The 22,110-nt window shown below is 67.0% G+C and carries 21 protein-coding genes; 10 read left to right on the top strand and 11 right to left on the bottom strand.

Annotated elements, in window-relative coordinates; all coding sequences use genetic code 11:
* Positions 1–23 precede the first annotated feature (23 nt).
* The 6 genes from MRBLMA1_RS22200 to ung form a co-directional block, all read right to left on the bottom strand.
* Entirely contained in the window at positions 24–920 is an 897-nt protein-coding gene (locus tag MRBLMA1_RS22200) for a transglutaminase family protein (protein WP_363740017.1), read from the bottom strand.
* Positions 917–3,394, bottom strand: a complete 2,478-nt coding sequence (locus MRBLMA1_RS22195) for a circularly permuted type 2 ATP-grasp protein (RefSeq protein ID WP_363740016.1) — start codon at positions 3,392–3,394, stop codon at positions 917–919. The genes MRBLMA1_RS22200 and MRBLMA1_RS22195 overlap by 4 nt, the downstream gene beginning before the upstream one ends.
* The gene (locus tag MRBLMA1_RS22190) at positions 3,391–6,720 is read right to left on the bottom strand and encodes a DUF2126 domain-containing protein (RefSeq protein WP_363740015.1); all 3,330 of its coding nucleotides are present in this window, start codon (positions 6,718–6,720) and stop codon (positions 3,391–3,393) included. Before MRBLMA1_RS22190 ends, MRBLMA1_RS22195 begins: the two co-directional genes overlap by 4 nt.
* Before the next feature lie 108 nt (positions 6,721–6,828).
* Positions 6,829–7,260 (bottom strand): DUF488 family protein, encoded by a 432-nt coding sequence (locus MRBLMA1_RS22185; RefSeq protein WP_363740014.1) that lies wholly within the window; start codon positions 7,258–7,260, stop codon positions 6,829–6,831.
* Positions 7,261–7,335: 75 nt separating this feature from the next.
* Positions 7,336–7,602, bottom strand: a complete 267-nt coding sequence (locus tag MRBLMA1_RS22180; protein WP_363740013.1) for a hypothetical protein — start codon at positions 7,600–7,602, stop codon at positions 7,336–7,338.
* Entirely contained in the window at positions 7,599–8,291 is a 693-nt protein-coding gene (gene ung / locus MRBLMA1_RS22175) for a uracil-DNA glycosylase (protein ID WP_363740038.1), read from the bottom strand. Before ung ends, MRBLMA1_RS22180 begins: the two co-directional genes overlap by 4 nt.
* An 83-nt stretch (positions 8,292–8,374) precedes the next feature.
* Between ung and MRBLMA1_RS22170 the strand changes: the two genes are divergently transcribed.
* From MRBLMA1_RS22170 to MRBLMA1_RS22160, 3 genes are all read left to right on the top strand, one after another.
* The gene (locus MRBLMA1_RS22170; RefSeq protein ID WP_363740012.1) at positions 8,375–9,346 is read left to right on the top strand and encodes a serine hydrolase; all 972 of its coding nucleotides are present in this window, start codon (positions 8,375–8,377) and stop codon (positions 9,344–9,346) included.
* Between the two features lie 63 nt (positions 9,347–9,409).
* Positions 9,410–9,778 carry a DUF962 domain-containing protein gene (locus tag MRBLMA1_RS22165; RefSeq protein ID WP_363740011.1) on the top strand — a complete coding sequence of 123 codons (369 nt, stop codon included), beginning with the start codon at positions 9,410–9,412 and terminating at the stop codon, positions 9,776–9,778.
* A 74-nt stretch (positions 9,779–9,852) separates the two neighbouring features.
* The gene (locus MRBLMA1_RS22160; RefSeq protein ID WP_363740010.1) at positions 9,853–10,932 is read left to right on the top strand and encodes a GNAT family N-acetyltransferase; all 1,080 of its coding nucleotides are present in this window, start codon (positions 9,853–9,855) and stop codon (positions 10,930–10,932) included.
* On the opposite strand, the gene MRBLMA1_RS22155 is transcribed toward MRBLMA1_RS22160, so the two are convergent.
* Together MRBLMA1_RS22155 and MRBLMA1_RS22150 are read right to left on the bottom strand one after the other, a co-directional pair.
* The gene (locus MRBLMA1_RS22155) at positions 10,910–11,770 is read right to left on the bottom strand and encodes a cupin-like domain-containing protein (protein ID WP_363740009.1); all 861 of its coding nucleotides are present in this window, start codon (positions 11,768–11,770) and stop codon (positions 10,910–10,912) included. The genes MRBLMA1_RS22160 and MRBLMA1_RS22155 overlap by 23 nt on opposite strands.
* Before the next feature lie 9 nt (positions 11,771–11,779).
* Positions 11,780–12,895, bottom strand: a complete 1,116-nt coding sequence (locus MRBLMA1_RS22150) for a GNAT family N-acetyltransferase (protein ID WP_363740008.1) — start codon at positions 12,893–12,895, stop codon at positions 11,780–11,782.
* A gap of 296 nt (positions 12,896–13,191) precedes the next feature.
* On the opposite strand from MRBLMA1_RS22150, the gene MRBLMA1_RS22145 reads away from it, so the two are divergent.
* The 5 genes from MRBLMA1_RS22145 to MRBLMA1_RS22125 all read left to right on the top strand — a co-directional run bounded on the left by MRBLMA1_RS22145 (position 13,192) and on the right by MRBLMA1_RS22125 (position 17,788).
* Complete coding sequence (locus MRBLMA1_RS22145; RefSeq protein WP_363740007.1) at positions 13,192–13,650, top strand: DUF1003 domain-containing protein; 459 nt, start codon at positions 13,192–13,194, stop codon at positions 13,648–13,650.
* Positions 13,651–13,850: 200 nt separating this feature from the next.
* Positions 13,851–14,846: an NAD-dependent epimerase/dehydratase family protein gene (locus MRBLMA1_RS22140; RefSeq protein WP_363740006.1), complete on the top strand. Its 996-nt coding sequence runs from the start codon at positions 13,851–13,853 to the stop codon at positions 14,844–14,846.
* A 310-nt stretch (positions 14,847–15,156) separates the two neighbouring features.
* Positions 15,157–16,164 carry a KpsF/GutQ family sugar-phosphate isomerase gene (locus MRBLMA1_RS22135; RefSeq protein WP_363740005.1) on the top strand — a complete coding sequence of 336 codons (1,008 nt, stop codon included), beginning with the start codon at positions 15,157–15,159 and terminating at the stop codon, positions 16,162–16,164.
* Between the two features lie 208 nt (positions 16,165–16,372).
* A complete protein-coding gene (gene kdsB, locus MRBLMA1_RS22130; RefSeq protein WP_363740004.1) occupies positions 16,373–17,194 on the top strand; it encodes a 3-deoxy-manno-octulosonate cytidylyltransferase in 822 nt (273 codons plus the stop codon).
* A 3-nt stretch (positions 17,195–17,197) separates the two neighbouring features.
* Positions 17,198–17,788, top strand: a complete 591-nt coding sequence (locus MRBLMA1_RS22125; RefSeq protein WP_363740003.1) for a histidine phosphatase family protein — start codon at positions 17,198–17,200, stop codon at positions 17,786–17,788.
* 132 nt (positions 17,789–17,920) lie between these two features.
* Here the strand turns inward: MRBLMA1_RS22125 and MRBLMA1_RS22120 are convergent, their stop codons facing one another.
* Genes MRBLMA1_RS22120 through MRBLMA1_RS22110 form a run of 3 tightly spaced genes read right to left on the bottom strand, consistent with a single transcriptional unit; the run spans position 17,921 to position 19,760 of the window.
* Positions 17,921–18,484, bottom strand: a complete 564-nt coding sequence (locus tag MRBLMA1_RS22120) for an LptA/OstA family protein (RefSeq protein ID WP_363740002.1) — start codon at positions 18,482–18,484, stop codon at positions 17,921–17,923.
* Positions 18,484–19,131 carry an LPS export ABC transporter periplasmic protein LptC gene (lptC, locus tag MRBLMA1_RS22115; RefSeq protein ID WP_363740000.1) on the bottom strand — a complete coding sequence of 216 codons (648 nt, stop codon included), beginning with the start codon at positions 19,129–19,131 and terminating at the stop codon, positions 18,484–18,486. Before lptC ends, MRBLMA1_RS22120 begins: the two co-directional genes overlap by 1 nt.
* Before the next feature lie 11 nt (positions 19,132–19,142).
* Positions 19,143–19,760, bottom strand: a complete 618-nt coding sequence (locus MRBLMA1_RS22110; protein ID WP_363739998.1) for a ribonuclease D — start codon at positions 19,758–19,760, stop codon at positions 19,143–19,145.
* A gap of 247 nt (positions 19,761–20,007) precedes the next feature.
* Between MRBLMA1_RS22110 and MRBLMA1_RS22105 the strand changes: the two genes are divergently transcribed.
* Positions 20,008–20,838 carry a cold-shock protein gene (locus MRBLMA1_RS22105; RefSeq protein WP_363739996.1) on the top strand — a complete coding sequence of 277 codons (831 nt, stop codon included), beginning with the start codon at positions 20,008–20,010 and terminating at the stop codon, positions 20,836–20,838.
* 278 nt (positions 20,839–21,116) lie between these two features.
* Complete coding sequence (locus MRBLMA1_RS22100) at positions 21,117–22,079, top strand: hypothetical protein (protein ID WP_363739994.1); 963 nt, start codon at positions 21,117–21,119, stop codon at positions 22,077–22,079.
* The last annotated feature ends 31 nt before the right edge of the window (positions 22,080–22,110 follow it).

The raw sequence follows: 22,110 nt of genomic DNA, 5'->3' as shown, positions 1-22,110 counted from the left end.
CCCATCGATCACGGGCAGGATTGTCATCCCATGCCCCGGTCGTCCTCCGGCATGACATCGACCATCACCTGCACATTCTGCCCGGCACCGCCGACGAACAGCCCGTCCATCGGCGCGACATCCGCATAGTCCCGCCCCATGGCTACGAACAGATGCCCCTCGCCCGCGATCACGCCATTGGTGGGGTCAAGGCCGATCCACCCCCGCTGCGGCCCGCACCACAGCATCGCCCAGGCATGCATGGCGTCCGCGCCGACCAGTCGCGCCATGCCCGGCGGCGGATCGGTGCGCAGATAGCCGCTGACATAGGCGGCGGGCAGCCCGAACCAGCGCAGCGCGGCGACCATCACATGGGCAAAATCCTGGCACACGCCGTGCCGCGCCGCAAAGGCGGCCTCGACCGGCGTGTCCGCGTCGGTCGCCCCGCTGACATAGGCGAATTCGCCCCTGATCCGCTGCGCCAGCTCCAGCCCGGCCGCCACCGCCGGCCGGTCGGAAACGAGCAGATCGCCCGCCCATTCCCCGATCTTTCGCACCAGCGGAACGCGCGGCGAGGCATGGAGATAATGGGCCGGTCCCGCCGGCCCCATGTCCCGCGATGCCAGCGCCGCTTCCGCCACCGCGCCGACGCTCGGGTCGCCCTGCTGCGGTCCGGCCGGCGGCCCGCCCTGCACCCCGGCGCGGAAGCTGCTGTCGATGCTGATCCTATGGAGCGGGCTGTCGATCTCCAGCCGCGCGACATTGACCGGCCATGCCCCCGGCCGCGATTCGATGGAGGAGGGAGCGGGATCGACCGCCAGATGATAGTCGGACGTCCACTGACCCGGCCACGGCGCGGGCCGCAGCCGCAGGTTCAGGCGCGCAAGCTGCACCGGCGCATCATAATGCACGATGGTCTGGTGCCGGATGCGATAGATCATGACAGCAGGCTGACGCCCTCGCTCCTTTCCTTGCGCCGCTGCAGGAAATAACGCTGGCCGATCGCGTCCGACAGGTCCAGCAACCGGCTCTCCGCATCCGCCAGGTCGGCCATGCCCAATATGTCGCCCGTCAATGGCGCCAGCCGCGCCGCCAGCATCGCGGCCAGCCGCTGCGGCGCCTCCGGCATGCCGTCGCCATGCAATGTGGGCAGCGCCGTGACATGCTCGGCCAGCCTTTGCGCCTGATAGACGATGGAACGCGGATTATGCGGCTCCAGCGCCACCAGATCGCGTACCGGCGCCAGCGCAGGCCCGGCGAGATAACGGTTGCGATAGCTGATCTGGCTGTCGTTGAGGTCCAGCAGCACGGTCAGGTCATCCGCCGACGCGCCGTCGCCCGCCAGCAGCATGGCCAGGCGGCAGCCGTTGATCGCCCGCTCCATCCGCCGCCCCATGTCATGGAACCGCCAGCCCTCGCTCCGTCCCATATTCTCCGCCGCCAATCCCGACAGCGCGGAGATCCGCTCGATCATCCGGGACGATGCCTTCAGCAGGGTTTCCGTCACCCCCCCGTCGAAATCGGGCAGGGGCAGCCGCACCAGCCGCCAATAATCCACCGCCAGCCGATCGCGCAGCCCTTCGCCGATGCCCGCCACCGCCGTCAGCAATGCCCGTACGCTGCCCGGCTGCGCGCCGTCGCCCAGGGCCTGCGCGCAGAGCGGCCCCACCGCCCCGCCGGCCCATGGGATCGCGCCCCACAGCGCAAGCTGCCCCAGCAGCCGGTCCATGGTGGGTGATCCGACCGCGGGGCCCAGATCGGCCTCGATCGATCCGCCGACGATCGCCCGGATGACCCGCGCCGTCATCTCCATGCGCTCGATATAGCGGCCCAGCCAATAGAGATTGTCCGCCGCCTTGGCGGGCAGCATGCCGCCCACCCGCCGGATCGCCGGAGCCGCCGCGGCCGTCGCCAGCCGATCCTCCGGCACCGGCCGCGCATCGACCACGGCCATGTCCGCGGACAGATCGCCTTCGCCCATCAGCGCAGCGCGGATGTCGCCATGCGCCGCCAGTCGCGCAAAGGCGCCCGGCATGATCCGCCATTGCCCCAGCTCGTCCCGCGCCACGAACACGCGCAGGGTGAAGGGCAGGGGAGTCAGCTTGCCCTCGACGATGGCGGGGGTGGTCGACAGCCGCACCACTTCCTGCCCGACATAGTCCATCGGCCGCCGCGCCATCGCCGCCAGCAGCGCCGCCCGCTGTCCCGCGCCCATCCCCGATCCGGGCAGGAACCGGGTTCCGTCCAGTTCCGCCACCTCCCGGCCAAAGGCGGACCCCACCACCAGCTCGTCCAGCGCCTGCGCGACATGCGCCCGCTCGGCCGTCTGTCCGCACCACCATGTCGCGATATTGGGCAGGATGAGGTCCGCGCCCAGCACTTCCCGCGCCAGTCCCGGTAGGAATGCAGCCATCGCCCGCGATTCGATCACGCCCACGCCCGGCCAGTTCGCCAACATCAGCCCGCCCTTGACGCAGGCGTCGAACAGGTCGGGCACGCCGATGCGCGATTCCGCGTCGAAGGCGAGCGGGTCGAGGAAGCGGCTGTCCATCCACCGCCACAGCCCGTCGACCCGCTTCAGCCCCTGGATGGTCCGCACGAACAATTGCCCGTCCGACACGATCAGGTCGTCGCCCTCGACCAGCAACAGCCCCAGATAGCGCGCCAGATGCGCCTGTTCGGCATAGCTCTGGTTGAACCGCCCCGGCGACAGCAGCCCGATGCGTGGATCGCTCCGTTCGCAATCCGCCGCCAGCCCCCGCCGCAGGTCGCTGAGGAACGGCGCCAGCCGCCGCACATTGAGCGCGCCCAGCAGGTCCCCGGTCGCCCGCGACAGCGCCAGCCGGTTCTCCAGCGCATAGCCGACGCCCACCGGCGTCCGCACCCGGTCGGCCAGCACGCGCCATTCGCCGTCCGGCCCGCGCGCCAGATCGGCGGCGTAGAAATGGATGAAATGCCCATGGGGCGGTGGCGCGCCGGTCATCACCCGCCAATGATGCGGGCTGCCGGTGATCACGCTCGCGGGCAGCTTGCCGTCGCGCACCAGCGACTGCGTGCTGTAGATGTCGCTGATCACCCACTCCAGCAACTGGGCCCGCTGGACCAGCCCCTGCTCGATCTGCGTCCATTCCCGCGCCCCGATCAGCAACGGAATGGGGCTGAGCGGCCAGGGCCGTTCCTGCTGGTCCCCGGTCAGGCGGAAGGCCAGGCCCAGGTCGACCGCCTGCCGCTCGACATTGCCGGCCAGCACCGCAGGATCGCCCTGCGCCTGCGCCGACAGCCGCTCCAGCATCGCCCGCCAGTGCCCCGCCATCTCCGCGCTCGCCCCGGCGAACAGGTCGCCCTCCGGTGCCCGCGCCAGATAGGCATCGGCCCAACCGGCTGCTTCCATGACAGGGGCGTCCGTTACGCTCATGGATGCCGGAAACGCAGGTCCAGCGTCATCGGAAATTCGCTTGGGGTTTCGCCGGGCGGCATGTCGACCGGCCCCGGCGTATGGCCATGGTCCTGGAACCGCGCCTTGCGCCGCGCTTCCGCTTCATAGGCGTTGACGGGCAGCGTGTCGTAATTGCGCCCGCCCGGATGCGCGACATGATAGACGCACCCGCCCAGCGACCGCCCGCTCCAGCTATCCAGCACGTCGAAGGTCAACGGCGCGTTGACCGGCAGGGCGGGATGCAGGCAGGCGGCGGGCGCCCACGCCTTGTACCGCACGCCGCCCACCGCCTCGCCCGGCACTGCCGTCGGCGTCATCGGCACGCGCCGCCCGTTGCAGGCGACGACATGCCGTCCGGCGACCAGGCCGGTCGCGCGCACCTGCAACCGCTCGGTCGAACTGTCGACATAGCGCACCGTACCCCCGATCGCCCCCGTCTCGCCCAGCACGTTCCACGGTTCCAGCGCGTGGGCAATCTCCAGCCCAACGCCGCCCGCATCGACCGCGCCATGGATGGGGAAACGGAACTGCCGCTGCGCCTCGAACCAGTTGGGATCGAACGCGTATCCCGCCCCGCGTAGGTCGCCCAGCACCTCCAGGAAATCCGCCCAGACGAAATGCGGCAGCATGAAGCGGTCGTGCAAGGCCGTCCCCCAGCGCACCAGGCCGCCCTGCTGCGGCTGCCGCCAGAACCACGCCGTCAGCGCCCGCAGCAGCAATTGCTGCGCCAGGCTCATCTTCGGCTCCGGCGGCATTTCAAAGCCCCTGAACTCCAGCAACCCCAGCCGCCCGGTCGGCCCGTCGGGCGAGAACATCTTGTCGATGCAGATCTCCGTGCGATGGGTATTGCCCGTCACATCGACCAGCAGGTTGCGGAACAGCCGGTCCACCAGCCAGGGCGGCGGCGCGTCGCCCTCACCCGGCGCAGGAACCTGCGCCAGCGCGATCTCCAGCTCGTACAGCCCGTCATGCCGCGCCTCGTCGATGCGCGGCGCCTGGCTGGTCGGCCCGATGCACAATCCCGAAAACAGATAGGAGAGGGCAGGGTGCCGCTGCCAATAAAGCACGAAACTCTTCAGCAGGTCGGGCCGCCGGATGAAGGGCGAGTCGTTCAGGCTCGGCCCGCCCAGCACGATATGATTGCCGCCCCCGGTCCCCACCGACCGCCCGTCGACCATGAACTTGTCGGCGGTCAACGCATATGTCCGCGCCAGCGCATAGAGCCGCTCGGTGATCTCCACCGTCTCGTCCCATGTCGACGAAGGCTGGATGTTCACCTCGATCACGCCGGGATCGGGCGTCGCCTTCAACACCTGCAGCCGCGGATCGGGCGGCGGCGCATAGCCCTCGATCCGCACTGGAATCCGCGTCGCCTCCGCCGCGCCCTCCACCTGCGCGATCAGCTCCAGATAATCCTCCAGCGTCTCGACCGGCGGCAGGAAGATCGACAGGAAATGCCCCTTCGGTTCCACCGTCACGGCGGTGCGCACCGCCCCCTCGATATGGAACTGCTCGACCCGCTCCTGCGCGGCCGCGCCGCCCGGTGCGTCGGGCACCCGCTGCACCGGCTGGGCCAGCACCTCATCCACCGTCGCCCTGAAATCGGGCAGGGGCCCCCGCGGCTCGCTCGGATCGCGGGGATGGATATAGGGATAGGCCGCCTCCGGCACATGCGGCAAGGATCCCAGCGGCAGGCGATAGCCGAGCGCCGAATCCCCCGGCACCGCGAACAGGCGCCCCCGCCGCAATTGCCATATCTCGCTCTGCCAGCGCGGCGCCTGAGCCTGGCTCTGCCACCGCTGCACCGGCAGCACATAGCCCACCGGCTGGTCGAGTCCGCGCTCGAATGCCCGCACCATCCGCGCCCGCGCCTCCGGATCGGCGATCTTCGGATCGTCCGGCGACGTATTGACCGGCAGGTCGGCTTCCTTCACCGCCCACACCGCCGGATCCTCGAAGACCGGCTGCACATGCTCCGGCGAAAAGCCCATCGCGCCTGCCATCTGCGCGATGAAGGCCTCTGCATCCGCTGCCGTCACGGTTCGCGCACCCTCCGGCGCGACCTCATCCGCGATCAGCCCGGCATCGCGCCAGATCGGCACCCCGTCCTGCCGCCAGTACACCGCATAGGCCCAGCGCGGCAGGCTCTCGCCCGGATACCATTTGCCCTGCCCATGATGCAGCATCCCGCCCGGCGCGAACGCCTCCCGCAATCCCCGGATCAGCCGGTCGGCATAGCCCGCCTTGGTCGGTCCCACGGCGTCGCCGTTCCACTCGCCCGCATCGCCACCATCTTCGGCGACGAAGGTCGGCTCGCCCCCGGTCGTCAGCCGCACGTCCTGCGCTTGCAAGTCGGCATCGACCTGCGCGCCCAGCGCCATCACCGCGTCCCAGCGCGCGTCGGTGAAGGGCTTGGTGATCCGCACCGCCTCGGCAATGCGGCTCACCCCCATGGAGAAATGGAAATCGACCTCCGCCGGCTCGGCCATGCCGGTGATCGGCGCGGCGGAGCGGTAATGCGGCGTCGCGCACAGCGGAATATGCCCTTCGCCCGCGAACATCCCCGATGTCGCATCCAGCGCCACCCAGCCCGCGCCCGGCACATAGGCCTCGGCCCAGGCATGCAGGTCGACCACGTCCTGCGAAACCCCCTTCGGCCCCTCCAGCGGCTCGACATCGGCCACTAGTTGGATCGAATAGCCCGACACGAAGCGCGCCGCAAAACCCAGACGTCGCAGCAGTTGCACCAGCAGCCAGGCCGAATCCCGGCACGATCCGGTGCCGATCTCCAGCGTTTCCTCGGGCGACTGCACCCCGGCCTCCATCCGGATCACATAGCCCACCTGGCTCTGGAGCCGCCGGTTCACCTCGACCAGAAAGTCGATGGTCCGTCCCTCATAGCCCCTGTGGCTCTCCACCAGCGCATCGAACAGCGGCCCCTGGTCCTCCAGGTCGAAATAGGCGGCCAGGTCGGTCTTCAACTGCTCGTCATAGGCGAAGGGATAGTCCTCCGCATAAGGCTCCACGAAAAAATCGAAGGGATTGATGATGTCGAGATCGGCCAGCAGGTCGACCTCGACCGAGAAATGATCGATCGGATCGGGAAAGACGATCCGTGCCAGCCAGTTGCCATGCGGGTCCTGCTGCCAGTTGAGGAAATGCCCGGAAGGCTCGATCTTCAACGCATAGTTGGGGATTTTCGTCCGGCTGTGGGGCGCGGGCCGCAAGCGGATCACCTGCGGCCCGAGCCGGATCGGCCGGCTGTAGCGGTAGGATGTCAGGTGGTGGAGCGCGGCCTTCAGCATGAAGGCGATGAAACGCCACCCCCTGCTGCAATGCAATATGGAATCGTTTCGACAGCGCAGATTCTGGGGCGGCTTTCGACCTCACCGGACAGGATCGGCCGGATCGCTCTAGGGAACAAGGTCGATCCGCTCGGCATCCGGCAACACCGCGTCCAGCAGGAGCGAGCGATGACAGGCTGCCGCATCCCGCTCGAAGCACAGCACGGCGACCGGCTGCTCGGCCGCCATCTCCGCCAGTTGCGCCGCCTGCACCATCGCTTCGGGCAGTTCCAATTGCCCGGCATAGATTTCCGCCAGCCGCTGATGCTGCCCCTTGCGCGCCGCTTCCCGCCCGGCGGCGGGCGTTCCCAGCGCCTTCAACCCGACATAGTCGATCCCCGCCTCCCGCAGCCCGGCGGCAAGGATATTCTTCGAAAAACCCGGACGCCGCGACAGGGGAACCGCCCGCACGTCGGCCAGCATCGTGACCCCCGCCGCGCGCAGGGCCGCGATCACCTCGTCCTGCGTCGCGCCCTCATAGCCGATGGTGAAGATTCGCATGCCCCACAGGATACCGCGTTCCTGCGCAGGCAGGAACCCGGTCCCGCCGCCGGCCCAGCTTTCCCGACCTGCCGTTCAGCCGTCATCCTCCTCGGCCTGCTCCATCATCTCCATGAAGTCCCGCGCCGCATCCCGGTCCGCCGGGTCCTCGAACGCCTCGTCCAGATCGGGCGCAGCCCCCAGCAGGAACATCAGCGACCATAGGGCAAAGCGCCGCCGCTGGTCGGTCTCCAGCCCGAAATCGACGCGCATATGCTCGATCCCCGCCGCCAGCGCATCGGGCGTCAGCGCCTCCACCTCGCGCACCCCGAAATAGCGGTGCAATTGATCATCGAAATTCATGCCACCGCCTCCGGCAAGCCCCAGTCGATCGCCCCGCGTCCCTTCTCCTCCAGAAAGGCGTTGGCCTGCGAAAAATGCCTGCACCCCAGAAAGCCGTTATGCGCGGAAAGGGGGGAGGGGTGCGCCGCCTTCAGCACCAGATGCCGGCTGCGGTCGACAAACTCCGCCTTGCGCTGCGCATAGGCGCCCCACAGCAGGAACACCACCGGCTCCGCCTGCTGGTTGACCAGCCGGATGATCGCGTCGGTGAACCGTTCCCAGCCGCGCTTCTGGTGCGAGGCCGCCTTGCCCATCTCCACCGTCAGCACGCTGTTCAGCAGCAGCACGCCCTGCCGCGCCCAATGTTCCAGAAAGCCGTGGTGCGGCGGCGACAGGCCCAGGTCGCTCTGCAATTCCTTGTAGATGTTGACCAGGGAGGGCGGCGTGCGCACCCCCGGCCTCACCGAAAAGCACAGGCCATGCGCCTGCCCCTCGCCATGATAGGGGTCCTGCCCCAGCACCACGACCTTCACCTTGTCCAGCGGCGTCAGGTCCAGCGCCCGGAAATATTCGCTGCCCCTGGGAAAGACGCGCTTGCCCTGCGCCTTCTCCTCCTGAAGAAAGCGCTTCAGCTCCTGCATATAGGGGCTCGTGAATTCGTCGAGCAGCGGCGCGCGCCAGCTCTCGTCCAGCCTGATGGTGTCGTTCATGGCCCGGCGTGATGAACCGTCGGGCGAACCGCTGTCAACGCCTGGCACTTGCCCTTCTCCCGCGAATCGGGAAAAGAGGGCGCATGCCGCGCCTTCGTACCAAGCTGATCGCCTTCCTGGGGCTGTTCCTCGCCCCGCTGCCCACCGCCGACGCCTTCGGCCCCCGGCCCAATCCGGTCCAGCAGAGCGCCGAAGCCCGGCTGATGGCCGAATTCGCCCGCTTCGCGACGCTGACCGACGGCACCGTCGGCATCGCCGTGCGCGACCTCGGCACGGGCGAGACGCTCGCCTATAATGGCGATACGTTGTTCCCGATGGCCAGCACCTACAAGGTGGCGGTCGCGGCGAAGATCCTCTCGCTGCTGGACGCCGGCAGCCTCAGCCTGGAGGAACAACTGCCCCGGCTCGGCCGGCCTGTGCCGGTGCGCACCCTGCTGGAAATGAGCCTGACGCTCAGCGACAATGATGCGACCGACGCCCTGGTCGCCCGCGCCGGCGGCCCGCAGGCGGTGAACGACTGGGTCCATGCCGCGGGGATCAAGGGGCTTCGCGTCGACAGCAACACGCGTGACCTGCTCGCCCGCGCCAAGGTGCCCGGCACCGGCTTTGGTGATGAGGCCGCGATGGAATCGGGCCTTTCCTCCGCGCAGCGCGACGCGCGGGACATGCCCAATATCGGTTTTGCCGCCGATCCCCGCGACACCGCCACGCCGCGGGCGATGGACGACCTGCTGGGCGCGATCCGCCAGGGCCGGGTGCTCCAGCCGCAGACGAGCGCGCTGATGCTGTCGATCATGGAACGGTGCAAGACGGGCAAGGCGCGGCTGCGCGCCATGCTGCCGCCGGGCACGCGCATCGCGCACAAGACCGGGACGCTGAACGGCCTCGGCAACGACACGGGCATCGTGACCCTTCCGGACGGGCGCATGTTCGTCATCACCGTCTTCGTGATGAAGGATCACAGGGGGCATGAGATGCGCGACCGCATCATGGCCGAAGCGGCGCGGGCCGCCTATGATTATTTCCTGTTTGCCCCCGATCGGCACACGGCCTGACGCATCGATCTTAACTTCCATCATTTTTCCCATTACCCTTCGGCACCGGCAGGAGGGGATACGATGCAGGGAAAGGCGGCGGATTTCCGGGATTTTTGGCTCTATTATCTCCAGGAACATGCCCATGCGGGCACGCGGGCGATGCACTATGCCGGCACCAGCCTGACCGTGGCCCTGCTCGCCGCGCTGCCGGTTGCCGGGAAATGGTGGATGGTCGCCGCCATGCCCCTGGCGGGCTATGGCTTTGCCTGGATCGGCCACAGCCTGATCGAACATAATCGCCCGGCGACCTTCCGCTATCCGCTCTGGTCGCTGCGCGCCGACTTCACGATGTGGTTTCGTTTCCTCACCGGTCACATGGGTCGTGACCTCAGGCGTGCCGGCGTCCGCCCGGACGGCACCATCGATCCCGCCTTGCGCCGCGAACTCTGATCCCTCTGGCCAAATCCCTCCGCCCAGCCTCGCCGCTTGACCCCGACCGCCGCTCTGCCAAAAGGGGCCTCGCAATGGCCCTCACCGCCCAGTTCACTGGCCAATTCACTGGCCAATTCACCGGCCTCCCCGACCTGGCCAGTCTCGCGCCCCGCTGGCAGGCGCTGGAATCGCGCGCCGCCGCCAGCTTCTTCCTTGGCTGGACCTGGACCGGCGCCTGGCTGGAAAGCTATGCCGTCCGCCCCGAACTGCTCGCCGTCACCGACGGCCAGGGACAGGATATCGCGCTCGCCCTGTTCGGCCACAGCATGCAGCCCCGCCTGCTGGGCCGCAGCGCCACGCTGTCGCTCAACCAGTCCGGCGACGCCTCGGCCGACCGTCCCTTCATCGAATATAACGGCCTGCTGATCGAAGCGGGCAGGGAAGGGGAGGCGACCGAGGCCGTCCTTCGGGCGCTGCAGGGCCGCAATGACTGGCGCACCCTCCGCCTCGGCGGCATCGCCCCCGACGCGCCGCTCCTGAAAATCCCCGCCCGCCGCAGGACCCGCCTCGACCGCTCCCCGGTCTATCAGGTCGACCTGGAAGCCGTGCGCGCCGCCGATTATCTGTCGCTGCTCAGTGCCAACAGCCGCGGCCAGATCCGCCGCGCCCTCAAGGATCATGGCGGCGCGCTCCCGGCCATCGCCCGGGCCATGCCGGCCGACATCGAACCCTGGCTGGAGGAAATGCGCGCCCTCAACGCGGGCCGCCATGCCGACAATGCCTGGGACGACCCCGCCTTCCGCCGCTTCGCCGCCGCGCTCGCAACCCGAAGCGAAGCGGTCGAACTGCTCCGCTTCACCGATGGCGAAGGGGTGGTCGGCCTGCTGCTGAACTTCCTCCACGACGGTACGGCGATGAACTACCAGTCCGCCTTCGCCGCCCCGCGCAGCGGGAAGGACAAGCCCGGACTGCTCTGCCACGCCGCTGCCGTCGACCATTATGCCGCGCGCGGCCTTGCGCTTTACTCCCTGCTCGCCGGCAAGGACCGTTACAAGCAAAGCCTCGCCACCTGCGAGGAGGCGCTCGAATGGTGGCAGGTCGACCGCTTCAGCCCCCGTCTGGAGGCCGAAGCCGCACTCCGGAAAATCCTCAGACGCCCAGCTTGCGCATGATCCGATAGGCGATCCGCCGCATGCCCTGCGCCTCCGGCCGCGCCCCGATCCGCCCGACCGGCAGCCTGCGCCGCCGCAACAAGCCGTTCAGGCTGTGCAGCTCACCCTCCGCCACGCTCCGGTCCGACCGCCAGGTGACGGACAGGCTCACCGACACGGCCGGTCCGTTCTCCACGAAATGCGGCGCCTTCACCGGCACATGGATCGCGTCGCCCGGCAACAGCGTCACCGCCATGCCCCGGTCGCGAAACGCGTCCCGCCAGTCCAGATTGCGATGCCCCCCGGCATGAAAGGCCTCGCTCTGCACCGCCGGCACCAGTTCCTCGTCCCCCGCCGGGAAGACCGTCATGGTCTTCTCCCCCCGGATCTGGAGCAGGATATTATGCTCCGGGTCCATGTGGAACGGCGTCACGCTTCCCGGCGAGGACAGGAATATGAACGCCTCCCGATGCAGCATCGGCCCGGTTTCCCGCTCCACGATCGGCGCCAGCTCCGCCAGCGCCCGGTCCAGCAGCGCGCCATAATCGGCATCGCACTCGACATTCTTCAGCACCGCCCAACTGCCGTTGGTCTCGATGGTCCGGATGGTCTCGCCCAGCGTCAGCCCGTTGGAGGGCGTATCCTCCGGCCGCACCCCCAGGGGCAGCTTGCCCAGATTATATTCCACACGGTCGGCAGGCATGCGCTCCGCCAGCCCGGCCAGCGCCTCCAGCGTCAGCAGCGCATGCCCCGCCAACCCATGGCCCAGCTTCGTCGCCCGGTCGGGATAGGCAGCGGCAAAGGCCGTCCGCGCATCTTCCGAAAACACCGCCGCCTCGATGGCGCTCACCGCATTCATATCTGCTCCTCAATCCTGGCCCTTCAGGCGGCGCCCCAGCGCCTCGACCCCGTTCGCCAGCGCAAAGGCAATGCTCCGCCCCGGCCCGCGCAGCGCGATGCGATATTGCGCGATCGTCCGTCGCTCGGCCCACAGGCTGTCGATCATCGGATGGTCCGCCGCCGCGCAGCTATCCATCCATCCCATGCCCGGATCGCCCAGCACGGCCTGCAGGTTGGCGATCTCGATCAGCACGCCCGGCGAAAAGCGCCCCAGCGTCTCGTCAAAGGCGATCTTGAAGGAAAAAGCCCCCTCGCCATGCCGGAAATTGACCAGCATCGCGATCGCCCGTCCATCCAGGTCCATGCGCAGGAAATGCAGCCGCCCATTTTCGAACGCCGCCGCGCAGGCCGCGCGGAAGAAGGCCGCATCCTCGTCCCGGCAGGCGAGCGCCGATCCCTCGGCCCCCTTCCAGCCGGCAGCCTCCAGCGCCAGAAATTCCCCGCACCACGCGGCCAGCTCCGCCCCGTCGCCCAGCAACCGGCTCTCGACCCGGCCCATCTCGGCCAGCCGTTTCTGCAGGCGGCGCAATTCCTTGCGCTTCTTCGCCCGCACATGGGTTTCCCAATAGGCGTCGGCATCCAGTTCCGACCGCAGCATCGCCCGGTCATGACGATGCACCTCGCGCCGCCCGCGCCGCTGCTCCACGCACAGCGCCTCCAGCGCCGCCGCATTCGCCCCCGCCGCGTCCAGCCCGCGCAGATGCAGGAAGGCCGGCGCCCACGCCGCCCTGTCCAACTGCCCCAGCAATTCCCGCCAGGCCGCCACTTCGTCCCCCCGCCGGATCAACGGCGCGCCGAAGAAGCAGTGATCGTGCATCCAGTTGGTGACGCAGCGCAGCGGCAAGCGCCCGTGCCGCGCCGAAATCGCCACCGGCATCAGCCCGATCAGTTCGCCGTCCCGCTGCGCCTCCAGCACGCGGACGGTCGCGCCGCCCGCCAGGTGATCCAGCGCCGCGCACAGCATGTCGGGGATATAGAAGGCATTGGCCTCCGCCGCCGCGTCCGCCAGCACGGACCAGCGCGCACGCTGGTCCAGCGTCTCGACGCGCGCATTCGCCATTGCAGGATGGGAAGCCATGTCCATGCCCTGGCCTTAGCCGCCAATGATTAGGGAATGGCTAATCCGGAAGGACGACCGCTGCATGAGGCGGATCGCGCTCAAGCGAACATTAAAAAGCTTTCACTTGAACAATCGGGCGCGCGGTATCAGTTGACCGTCAGGCGGCGTTCGCGCCGTCCGATCCGCAATCTCCTTCCTTGAGGGACCAATGCCTGACAACGACCCTAGTCGAAGGACCGTCCCTCTGGGGGAGCTGGCGAACTGAAACGACTTCAGCTCACCGGCGCCGGCTCAGAGGGCACGGTCGCAAGAGGTGAGTCATGAACGCAGCAATCCGCTTTCTCGCCGCGCCGTTCCGCCGCGCGCACCATGTCCGCGACGTCAACCAGGTCTTTGACGAGCGCCTGACCTTTGGCGAGCGCCTCGCCGATCGCGTGGCTGCCGTCGGCGGCTCCTGGAGCTTCATCATCGGCTTCGGCCTGTTCCTGGTGGCGTGGGCCCTATTGAACACGGTCGTCCTTGTGGGTCATGCCTTTGATCCCTTCCCCTTCATCTTCCTGAACCTGATGCTCTCGATGCTCGCCGCATTGCAGGCGCCGATCATCATGATGAGCCAGAACCGGCAGGCGGCGAAGGACCGGCTCGACGCGCGCCTGGACTATGAGACGAATATTCGCGCCGAAGCGCAGATCGCGAACCTGCACGACAAGATCGACCTGCTCCTGGGCATGGCCGGCGAACCGACCGGACATCAGGCCGGCCAGGACCGCGCTGTCTGACGTCCGCACTCCATCCGTTCCCAGCCCCGCTTCCCGGCCCGCGCCCCAGGGGGCCGCAATCCGCCCTGCATCACAGGCCAGCATCACAGGCCAGCAATTTTAGCCACTATCACGAACCTTATGGGGAAAGCCCTTTACATCGCTTCCCGGATTGTCTGTGAAAGACTCCGACGCCAGGCAAGGACAGGAACCCGCAACCCATGACAATCCTCGTGACCGGCGCGGCCGGCTTCATCGGCATGGCCGTTGCGGACCGCCTGCTCGCACAGGGCCGGGCGGTCTTCGGCATCGACAATATGAACGACTATTATCCGGTTTCGCTCAAGCGTGACCGGATCGCCGCCCTGCAGGAGCGTCACGGCCGCCTGTTCACCTTCGCGGAGCTGGACTTTGCCGACATGGACGCGCTCCAGGTCGCGCTGCACGACCATCCCGTCGATGCGATCATCCATCTGGGCGCGCAGGCGGGCGTGCGCTATTCGCTGATCAACCCCCATGCCTATGTCCGCTCCAACCTGGCGGGCCATGTCAACATGCTGGAGGTGGCGCGGGAACGGCGGGTGCGGCACCTGGTCTACGCCTCCTCCTCCTCGGTCTATGGCGGCAATGACACGCTGCCCTTCCGGGTGGAGGACCGGGCCGATCATCCCGTCTCGCTCTATGCCGCGACCAAGCGGGCGGATGAATTGATGAGCGAGACCTACGCCCATCTCTTCCGCATTCCCATGACCGGCCTGCGCTTCTTCACCGTCTACGGCCCCTGGGGCCGCCCCGACATGGCGATGTGGATCTTCACCTCCAGGATCCTGTCGGGCCAGCCGATTCCCGTCTTCAACCATGGCCGGATGCAGCGCGACTTCACCTATATCGACGACATCGTCAGCGGCGTGGTCGGCTGCCTCGACCACGCGCCGGAGGATGACGGCGCGGCCAAGGCGGGGGGAAGCCGCTCGCCGCACCGGCTCTACAATATCGGCAACAACCGGCCGGAGGAGCTGATGCACCTCATCTCGGTCCTGGAGGATGCCTGCGGACGAAAGGCGGAGGTTGATTTCCAGCCGATGCAGCCCGGCGATGTTCCGGCGACCTTCGCTGATATCAGCGCAATCGCGCAGGACATCGGCTTTGCGCCGACCACCGGCATCGAAGTGGGGGTTCCCCGCTTCGTCGACTGGTATCGCGCCTATCATGGCTGATCATGGCGCAATGCAGCAGGGCGCGCCATAACTGCCTGTCGATCAAAAGGTTCCTCCATCCACCGAATAATTTGGCAACTCGTCGCTTTTCCATCCATTGTGGAGTTAATGGCGCGCAAATCATCATTCGCGCTTGCGAAATCGTTTGCCAATATTAGGGGAAGGAGCCTATTCCCGCAGCCGGGTACCGGTCATTCCGGATCGGTCGGGTCGCGAATGAGGTAGGACGGGACACCTTGGGAGGGTGGATCGTCACCGCTGTCGTCAGTCGGGAAAAGCCGGCGATGATGGCGGAAAAAAGGGCTTACGCGTGTCGACAGTAACGAAGATCGTGCCATTTGGCTCAGGCGGGCGCATTGCTGAAACAGCGCGCCGTACATTATCCATCGCTGCCGAAGGGCTGAGCGCCCTGGAAAACCAGTTCGACGACCGGGAATTTTCCGCGACCTTCCTGCGAATGGTCGGCGTGATCATGAGCGTGCGCGGCCGCCTGATCGTCACGGGCATGGGAAAGAGCGGCATCGTCGCGCGCAAGATGACCGCGACGCTGACCTCCACCGGCACGCCCGCCATCTTCCTGCATCCCGCCGATGCGGGTCATGGCGACCTTGGCATGGTGACGCCGGACGATGTCGTGCTGATGCTGTCCCATTCCGGCGAGTCCAACGAACTCGGCCCGATCATCCAATATTGCAAGCGGTTCGCGATCCCGCTGCTGGGCATGACGGCGCGTCCGCACAGCACCGTTGCGGCGTCGTCGGACATCTGCATGCTGATGCCCGACGTGAAGGAGGCCTGCCCCAATTCGCTGGCGCCCACCACCTCCACCACGATCCAGATGGCGTTCGGCGACGCGCTCGCCATCGCGCTCATGGAAATGCGCGGCTTCTCGGCGGACGATTTCCATAAATTCCACCCCAATGGCCGGCTCGGCGCGCAACTTGTGAAGGTGCGCGAACTCATGGCGTCCGGGCAAAACGTGCCGCGGGTGGAGGAGGACGCCTCCCTGCTCGACGCCACCATCGAAATGACCCGCGCCCGCCTGGGCGGCACGGCGGTCGTCACCGCCCAGGGCGAACTGATCGGCGCCTTCACCGATGGCGACCTGCGCCGCACCGTCACCGGCACCCGTCACATGAATGAGCCGGTGGGCCGCTACATGACGGTTCAGCCCGTCTCGGTCGGCCCGGAAGAACTGGCTTCCGAAGCGCTCCGCCAGATGCACGACCATAATATCACGCTGCTCTTCGTCTGCGAAAAGGGCCGTCTGGTCGGCGCCCTCCACATGCACGACCTGCTCCACGCGGGCGTCGCCTGACCAGCACCGGTGCCCCGGGAACGACCGCGCGCCCGCTCAGGCAAGGACCTGGTTTCGCCCTCAGGCTGCTGCGTCGGCTTGCTCGAAGCGCCGGGGCGACTTCCGGTCCGATCGGACCAGATCGCCGCTCCGGGTTGCTGCTTTCCCCCAACTTCTCGTCCAGGGATCGGCTCGGATCCTTTGGAAACCGCTCCAGCTATTTGAACCGATGACCATTTCCACGCTTGTCGTCATTCCCGCCCGCGCCGGCTCGTCCCGCCTGCCGCGCAAGCCGTTGCGCTTCATAGCCGGCCGCACGCTGTTGCACCGGACCATCGCCATGGCCCGCGCCGCCACGGCTGGCCTTCCGGACACCCAATTGCTCGTCGCCACCGATGACCAGGAAATCGCGGCCCACGCCCGCGCCGCGGGTTGCGACGCCGTCCTGACGGACAGCGCCATCGCCACCGGCTCCGGCCGCGCCCTGGCCGCCGCCCGCCAGTGCGAAACGCCGCCCCGCTTCATCGTCAATCTTCAGGGCGACAGCCCCTTCCAGCCGGAAGGCGCGCTGCGCGCCGTCATCGCCGCGCTGGAGGCGGGGGCAGCGGTCGCCACCCCGGTCATCGCACTCGACTGGCCTGCGCTCGATGCCCTGCGCGATCACAAGACGCGCTCGCCCTTCAGCGGCACCACCTGTGCCCGCGCGCCCGACGGCCGCGCCCTCTGGTTCTCGAAAACCATCATCCCCGCCATCCGCGATGAGCAGGCCCTGCGCCAAAGCCAGCCGCTTTCCCCGGTCTGGCGCCATGTCGGCCTCTATGGCTACACGCTCGACGCGCTGACCCGCTTCGAAGCCACGCCCCCCACGGCGCTGGAAAATCTCGAGGGGCTCGAACAGCTTCGCCTCCTCGAACTGGGCATCCCCGTCACGACCGTCCCGGTATCCCCGCCGCTCTTCGACAGCTCCGGCATCGACACCGAAGCCGACATCGCCCGCGTGGAGGCGCTCATCGCGACCCACGGCGATCCGGTTCCTCCCCTGGCGCCCTGATCCATGCGCCGCATCTTCATCATCCGCCACGGCAACACCTTCGAAAGCAGCGCCGATGCCCGGCGCATCGGCGCGCGCACCGACATTCCGCTGGTGGAAAGCGGCCACGCCCAGGCCGCCCGTCTCGGCGCCTGGTTCGCGGCCCAGGCTTTCCCGATCCGCCGCCTCCACAGCAGCCCGCTGCTCCGCGCCCGGCAAACCGCCGCCAGCATCGCCGCCGCCACCGGCCACGCCATGGACGGCCCGCTCCTTTGGCTCAACGAGATCGACCACGGCCCCGACGAAGGCCAGGCCGAAGCGCAGGTTCTCGCGCGACTGGGCGCCGAAGCCCTCGCTGCCTGGGACGAACAGGGCATCCCGCCCCGGGACTGGACCGTGGATGCGCCATCCCGCCTGACCGCCTGGAAACACTGGTTCGCGCAGGAAGGGGAGGGCGCCGACCTCCTCGTCACCAGCAACGGCGCCGCCCGCTTCGCGCTCCTGGCGCTGGGCCTGCCGCTCGCCAGCCTGAAGCTCCGCACCGGCGCCTTCGGAGAGCTGGCGATCGACGAAGCCGGCGTCCCCCAACTCATCCAATGGGACAACCGCCCCTAGGACGGATCGACACCATGAGTGGAAACGCTCTGGATTCCGTGTTTGCCGCGATTTCTTAACCAGCGATCGGTTCCGAATGCTTGGAAATCGCTCCAGGGAAACGTCATCCCCAGCGGAGGGCCCGCAGATCCGTCACTCTTTCCGCTGCGGCACCGTGAACGTGCCCGACACGCGCCCGCCCGACGCCCCGCCGGAAACGCCCGAGCTGCCACCACCCGCAGCCCGCCCGTCCACGGTCGATCGCCCGCTGGTCAGGTCGATCACCAGCCGCCCGCCGGTCAGCCGGTTCGTCCCCTGCGTCAGCGACACATTGCCCAGCATGGTGATCAGCTTGCTGTTGAGGTCGTAGATCGCGACATTGCCCTTCGCCGTCTGGTCCGCCTTGCGCACCACGACATTGCCGGACGCATCGATCCGGTCGATCTCCACGCCATTGGCTCCGGCCGCATTTCCCGGCTGGTTCCGGTAAGCCACCGTCATGCGCGCCGCATTCAGCGTCATGCCGGCCTGCGTCACCTCGACATTGCCGGACACCACGACGCGGTCGGCGCGGTCCTGCACCTCGATCCTGTCGGCGGTGAAGTTGACCGGCGCATTGCTGTCATGGTTCCTCAACACCTGGGCATCCGCCCCCGCATAAAGGAGGCCCGCCGCGCCCAGCGTACCCAGCGACAGCAGAAGAAGGGGCTTTCTCATCACCTTTGCCCTTTGAGACCATTTTGTTCGATACGCAAGCTCGCCCGCCCGTTCAGCGTTACCGTCCGCTGATTGAGGTCGGCCTCCAGATGGTCGCCGCTGAACGTCCCGATCGGTATCCGCCCGTCGACCCGCCCCGCGCTCTGCATCCGCCGCGTCGTGAGGTCCACGCCCACGTCCCGCGTGGTCAGCCGGTATCCGCCCTCCGACTGGAACTGCACCGGCCCGTCAATGGCGACCCGCTCGGTATCCATGTCGTACCGCCCCTTCTGCGCCCGCAGCAGCGCCTGCCCGTCGGACAGCAATATCCGCGCCGACATGTCGTTGAGGTCGACGATCGGCTCGCGCGAACTCTTCTGCACCGCCGACCCGGCCCGCAGGGAAAAGGGCTGCCCCTTGCTGTCCTCCCCGCGATAGAGCGCCTCGGTCACGCGCATCCGCTCCTTCGCCACCTCGACCTTGTTCTTGTCGAGCACGAAGCTGACCTTGTCCCCCCCGGTAAAGGGCGCCGTCGCCAGCATCGCCGCCAGCACGCCCACCGACACCGGCAACCAGTTCTTGAGCAGCCCGACCAGCCGGTCATGGCTCCCCCCCGGCCGCGCCCAGTGCCGGCGCACATTGCGTTGCTGATCGGCCTGAATCGACATGGGTTTAGCCCTCACATATGCGCGAAGATGTCGATCTCCGGCCATCCCGCCAGGTCCAGCTTGGCCCGGTGCGGCAGGAAATCGAAACAGGCCTGCGCCAGTTCCATCCGCCCCTCGCGCACCAGCCTCTTGTCCAGCTCGGCCTTCAACGCATGCAGGTACCTGACGTCCGACGCCGCATAATCCTTCTGCGCGTCGGACAGCGCGGGCGCGCCCCAGTCGCTCGACTGCTGCTGCTTGCTGATCTCCTGCCCCAGCATCTCGCGCACCAGTTCCTTCAGGCCATGCCTGTCGGTATAGGTCCGCACCAGCCGCGACGCGATCTTGGTGCAATAGACGGGCGCTGCCACCACGCCCAGATAATGGCGGATCGCCGCAATGTCGAAACGCCCGAAATGATAGAGCTTCAGCCGCGCCGGATCGGCCAGCACCGCGCGCAGGTTCGGCGCGGCATAATCGCTGCCGGGCGAAAAGCGCACCAGATGCTCGTCGCCCTTCCCGTCGCTGATCTGCACCAGGCACAGCCGGTCGCGTGGCGTGATCAGCCCCATGGTTTCGGTGTCGACGGCGATCGGGCCGGGGGCCAGGACGCCCTCGGGCAGATCCTCTTCGTGGAAATATACGGTCATGATTCTTCCTCTATGGCCAAAGCGGCCGGTTCGCAATCGCCCCTTGGCGACCGGGAACGAAAGGCGCCCATTCCCTCCCGGACCGGCGAATTTGACGCCTTTTGCCAGCCTCAAAAATCATTCGCCTGTCCCTGAAAAGTTGATATAGTGATTCCCAAACCGCGTACTGGCGGTGGATTCTGCATGTCATTCGCCCGACATGTTTGTCCGGTTTAGTCTGGGGCGAAGCGAAAGTGACCAACAGGGCATGAGTTTTGATAGAGGTCGCCGCGGCGGGCGCGGCAAGGACAAGCGCGACGGTTTCGGCGACGACAGTTTCTATGGTGGTGATCGCGGCGGTTTTGGCGGTGGTTTCGATCGTGGTGGTTTCGGTGGTGATCGTGGCGGCTTCGGCGGTGGCGACCGCTTTGGCGGCGGCGGCGGCGGTTTCGGCGGTGATCGCGGCGGCTTCGGCGGCGGCGGCGGTGGTGGTCGCGGCGGCTTCGGCGGCGGCGGCGGTGGTGGTTTCGGCGGCGGTGGCCGCGGCATGCCCGCCCAGGTCGTCGGCGAAGGCACCGGCGTCGTAAAATTCTTCAACGGTCAGAAGGGCTTTGGCTTCATCGTCCGTGACGATGGCGGCGAAGACGTGTTCGTCCACATCAGCGCCGTTGAGCAGGCGGGCCTGACCGGCCTCGCCGAAGGCCAGCCGCTCGGCTTCACCCTGGTGGATCGCGGCGGCAAGGTGTCGGCCACCGATCTCAAGATCGAGGGCGAACCGCTCCCCGTCACTGATCGTCCCCGCGAACCGCGCGAACCCCGCGCCGGTGGCTTCGGCGATCGTCCGGGCGGCGGCGACCGCGGCCCGCAGCGCCAGCTTACCGGCGAACGCGCCAGCGGCACGGTCAAGTTCTTCAACGCCATGAAGGGCTTCGGCTTCATCCAGCGCGACGACGGCCAGCCCGACGCGTTCGTTCATATCAGCGCAGTGGAACGCGCCGGCATGAGCGCCCTGAATGAAGGCGATCGCCTCGACTTCGAACTGGAAGTCGACCGCCGCGGCAAATATGCGGCCGTCAACCTTCAGACGAAGGCCGACTAAAAACAGCCCGCCCGCTTTCGCGGAGAGGATAAAAGGGGTCGCCTGCCCGGCGGCCCCTTTTTTGTTTGTGTCTTAAACATAAATGCGGGGCAGCTTTGCGCCAATTGTTGCCATTCAACTCAAATTCTCCCGCGTTCGGAATCGGACATTCAAATTATGACCGGGGCCGGAAGGAGAATAGCAAGCTCCGGGCAGCTGCCTTGGGATACCCTCAAGCACTGCGTGATTATAAAGTGAATCAGGTATGGGATTTCGTGCTGAGGCGGTATGCGTGACAGATGGCGACAGATAGCGATAACGATTGGCGGGACAAAGACGAGGCAGGCAAGGTGCGCGCGCGGTTCGATTTCGAGATCGAGCCAATTCGATCAGATAGAACAGACCAGACCGTAACCGTCCGCGTTCAGCCCAGCAGGCGGCGTTATTCGATAGTAGAAGTGAACGGTGAACGTCACTATCTCGACAAATTCCTTCGCGTGATAATTCCAGAAGAAGCCGTTAAGGAAATGGCCGTCGCGCAGTTCGGCGGCTTGCCCATGATTTACAATCCACCGTCCATTGAATCCGCCCGCGAATATGCTTCTGTAAGACACGGTGCGATCGCCGCCGAGCTTCGCGGTGGAAGTTACGTCGCGCCGACAGAGAAGGCGCGCCCGCAATCGCAACTCTCATTTGCAGGAGGCACGCGCTTCCTTACCTTTCTATCCGTGGATATTTGCGGAAGCAGCGGCCTGCGTCGCCGCAATCCCGAAGCCTTCGAGCGCGCATACGACATTTTTTTGAGGGAGCTTGCCACCTCCGTCGGTCACTTTCACGGTGCGATCCTCAAGACGACTGGCGACGGCTTCATCGCCACCATCGACAGCGAGGGCTACACGACCCAATGTGACAATACCGTCGATCTTGGGCTTACATTCCTTGCGGTTCTGCGGGGGTCCGTAAACCCCGCTTTGGAGGCGGCTGGATTACCCTCACTTAGCATACGGGTGGGAGCTGATTGTGGCGCGGCGCGTCTGCGGAAAATCACTGTACCCGCAACGGGCTTTGAAGCGCCGGAAGTGGCAAGTGATGCGCTCAACCGCGCCGTCAAAATCGAACAAACCGCTGCCGCGAACGAATTGCGGATTGGACGCGGTCTCTACGAGCTCGTGCATGTGCAATGGCTGGAGCGGTGTGAAGAAGTCGAATTCGACGGCAACGACGTTGGCATAGAAGGCTATCAGGTCTACAGGGTGAAATAGCTGTGTCCGATCCAAACAAACTCACACGAGC

It is taken from the genome of Sphingobium sp. LMA1-1-1.1, from assembly GCF_040676365.1.
Taxonomy (GTDB): domain Bacteria; phylum Pseudomonadota; class Alphaproteobacteria; order Sphingomonadales; family Sphingomonadaceae; genus Sphingobium.
The sequence above is the reverse complement of the archived record's forward strand: the minus strand, read 5'-3'. Positions and strand labels throughout refer to the sequence as shown.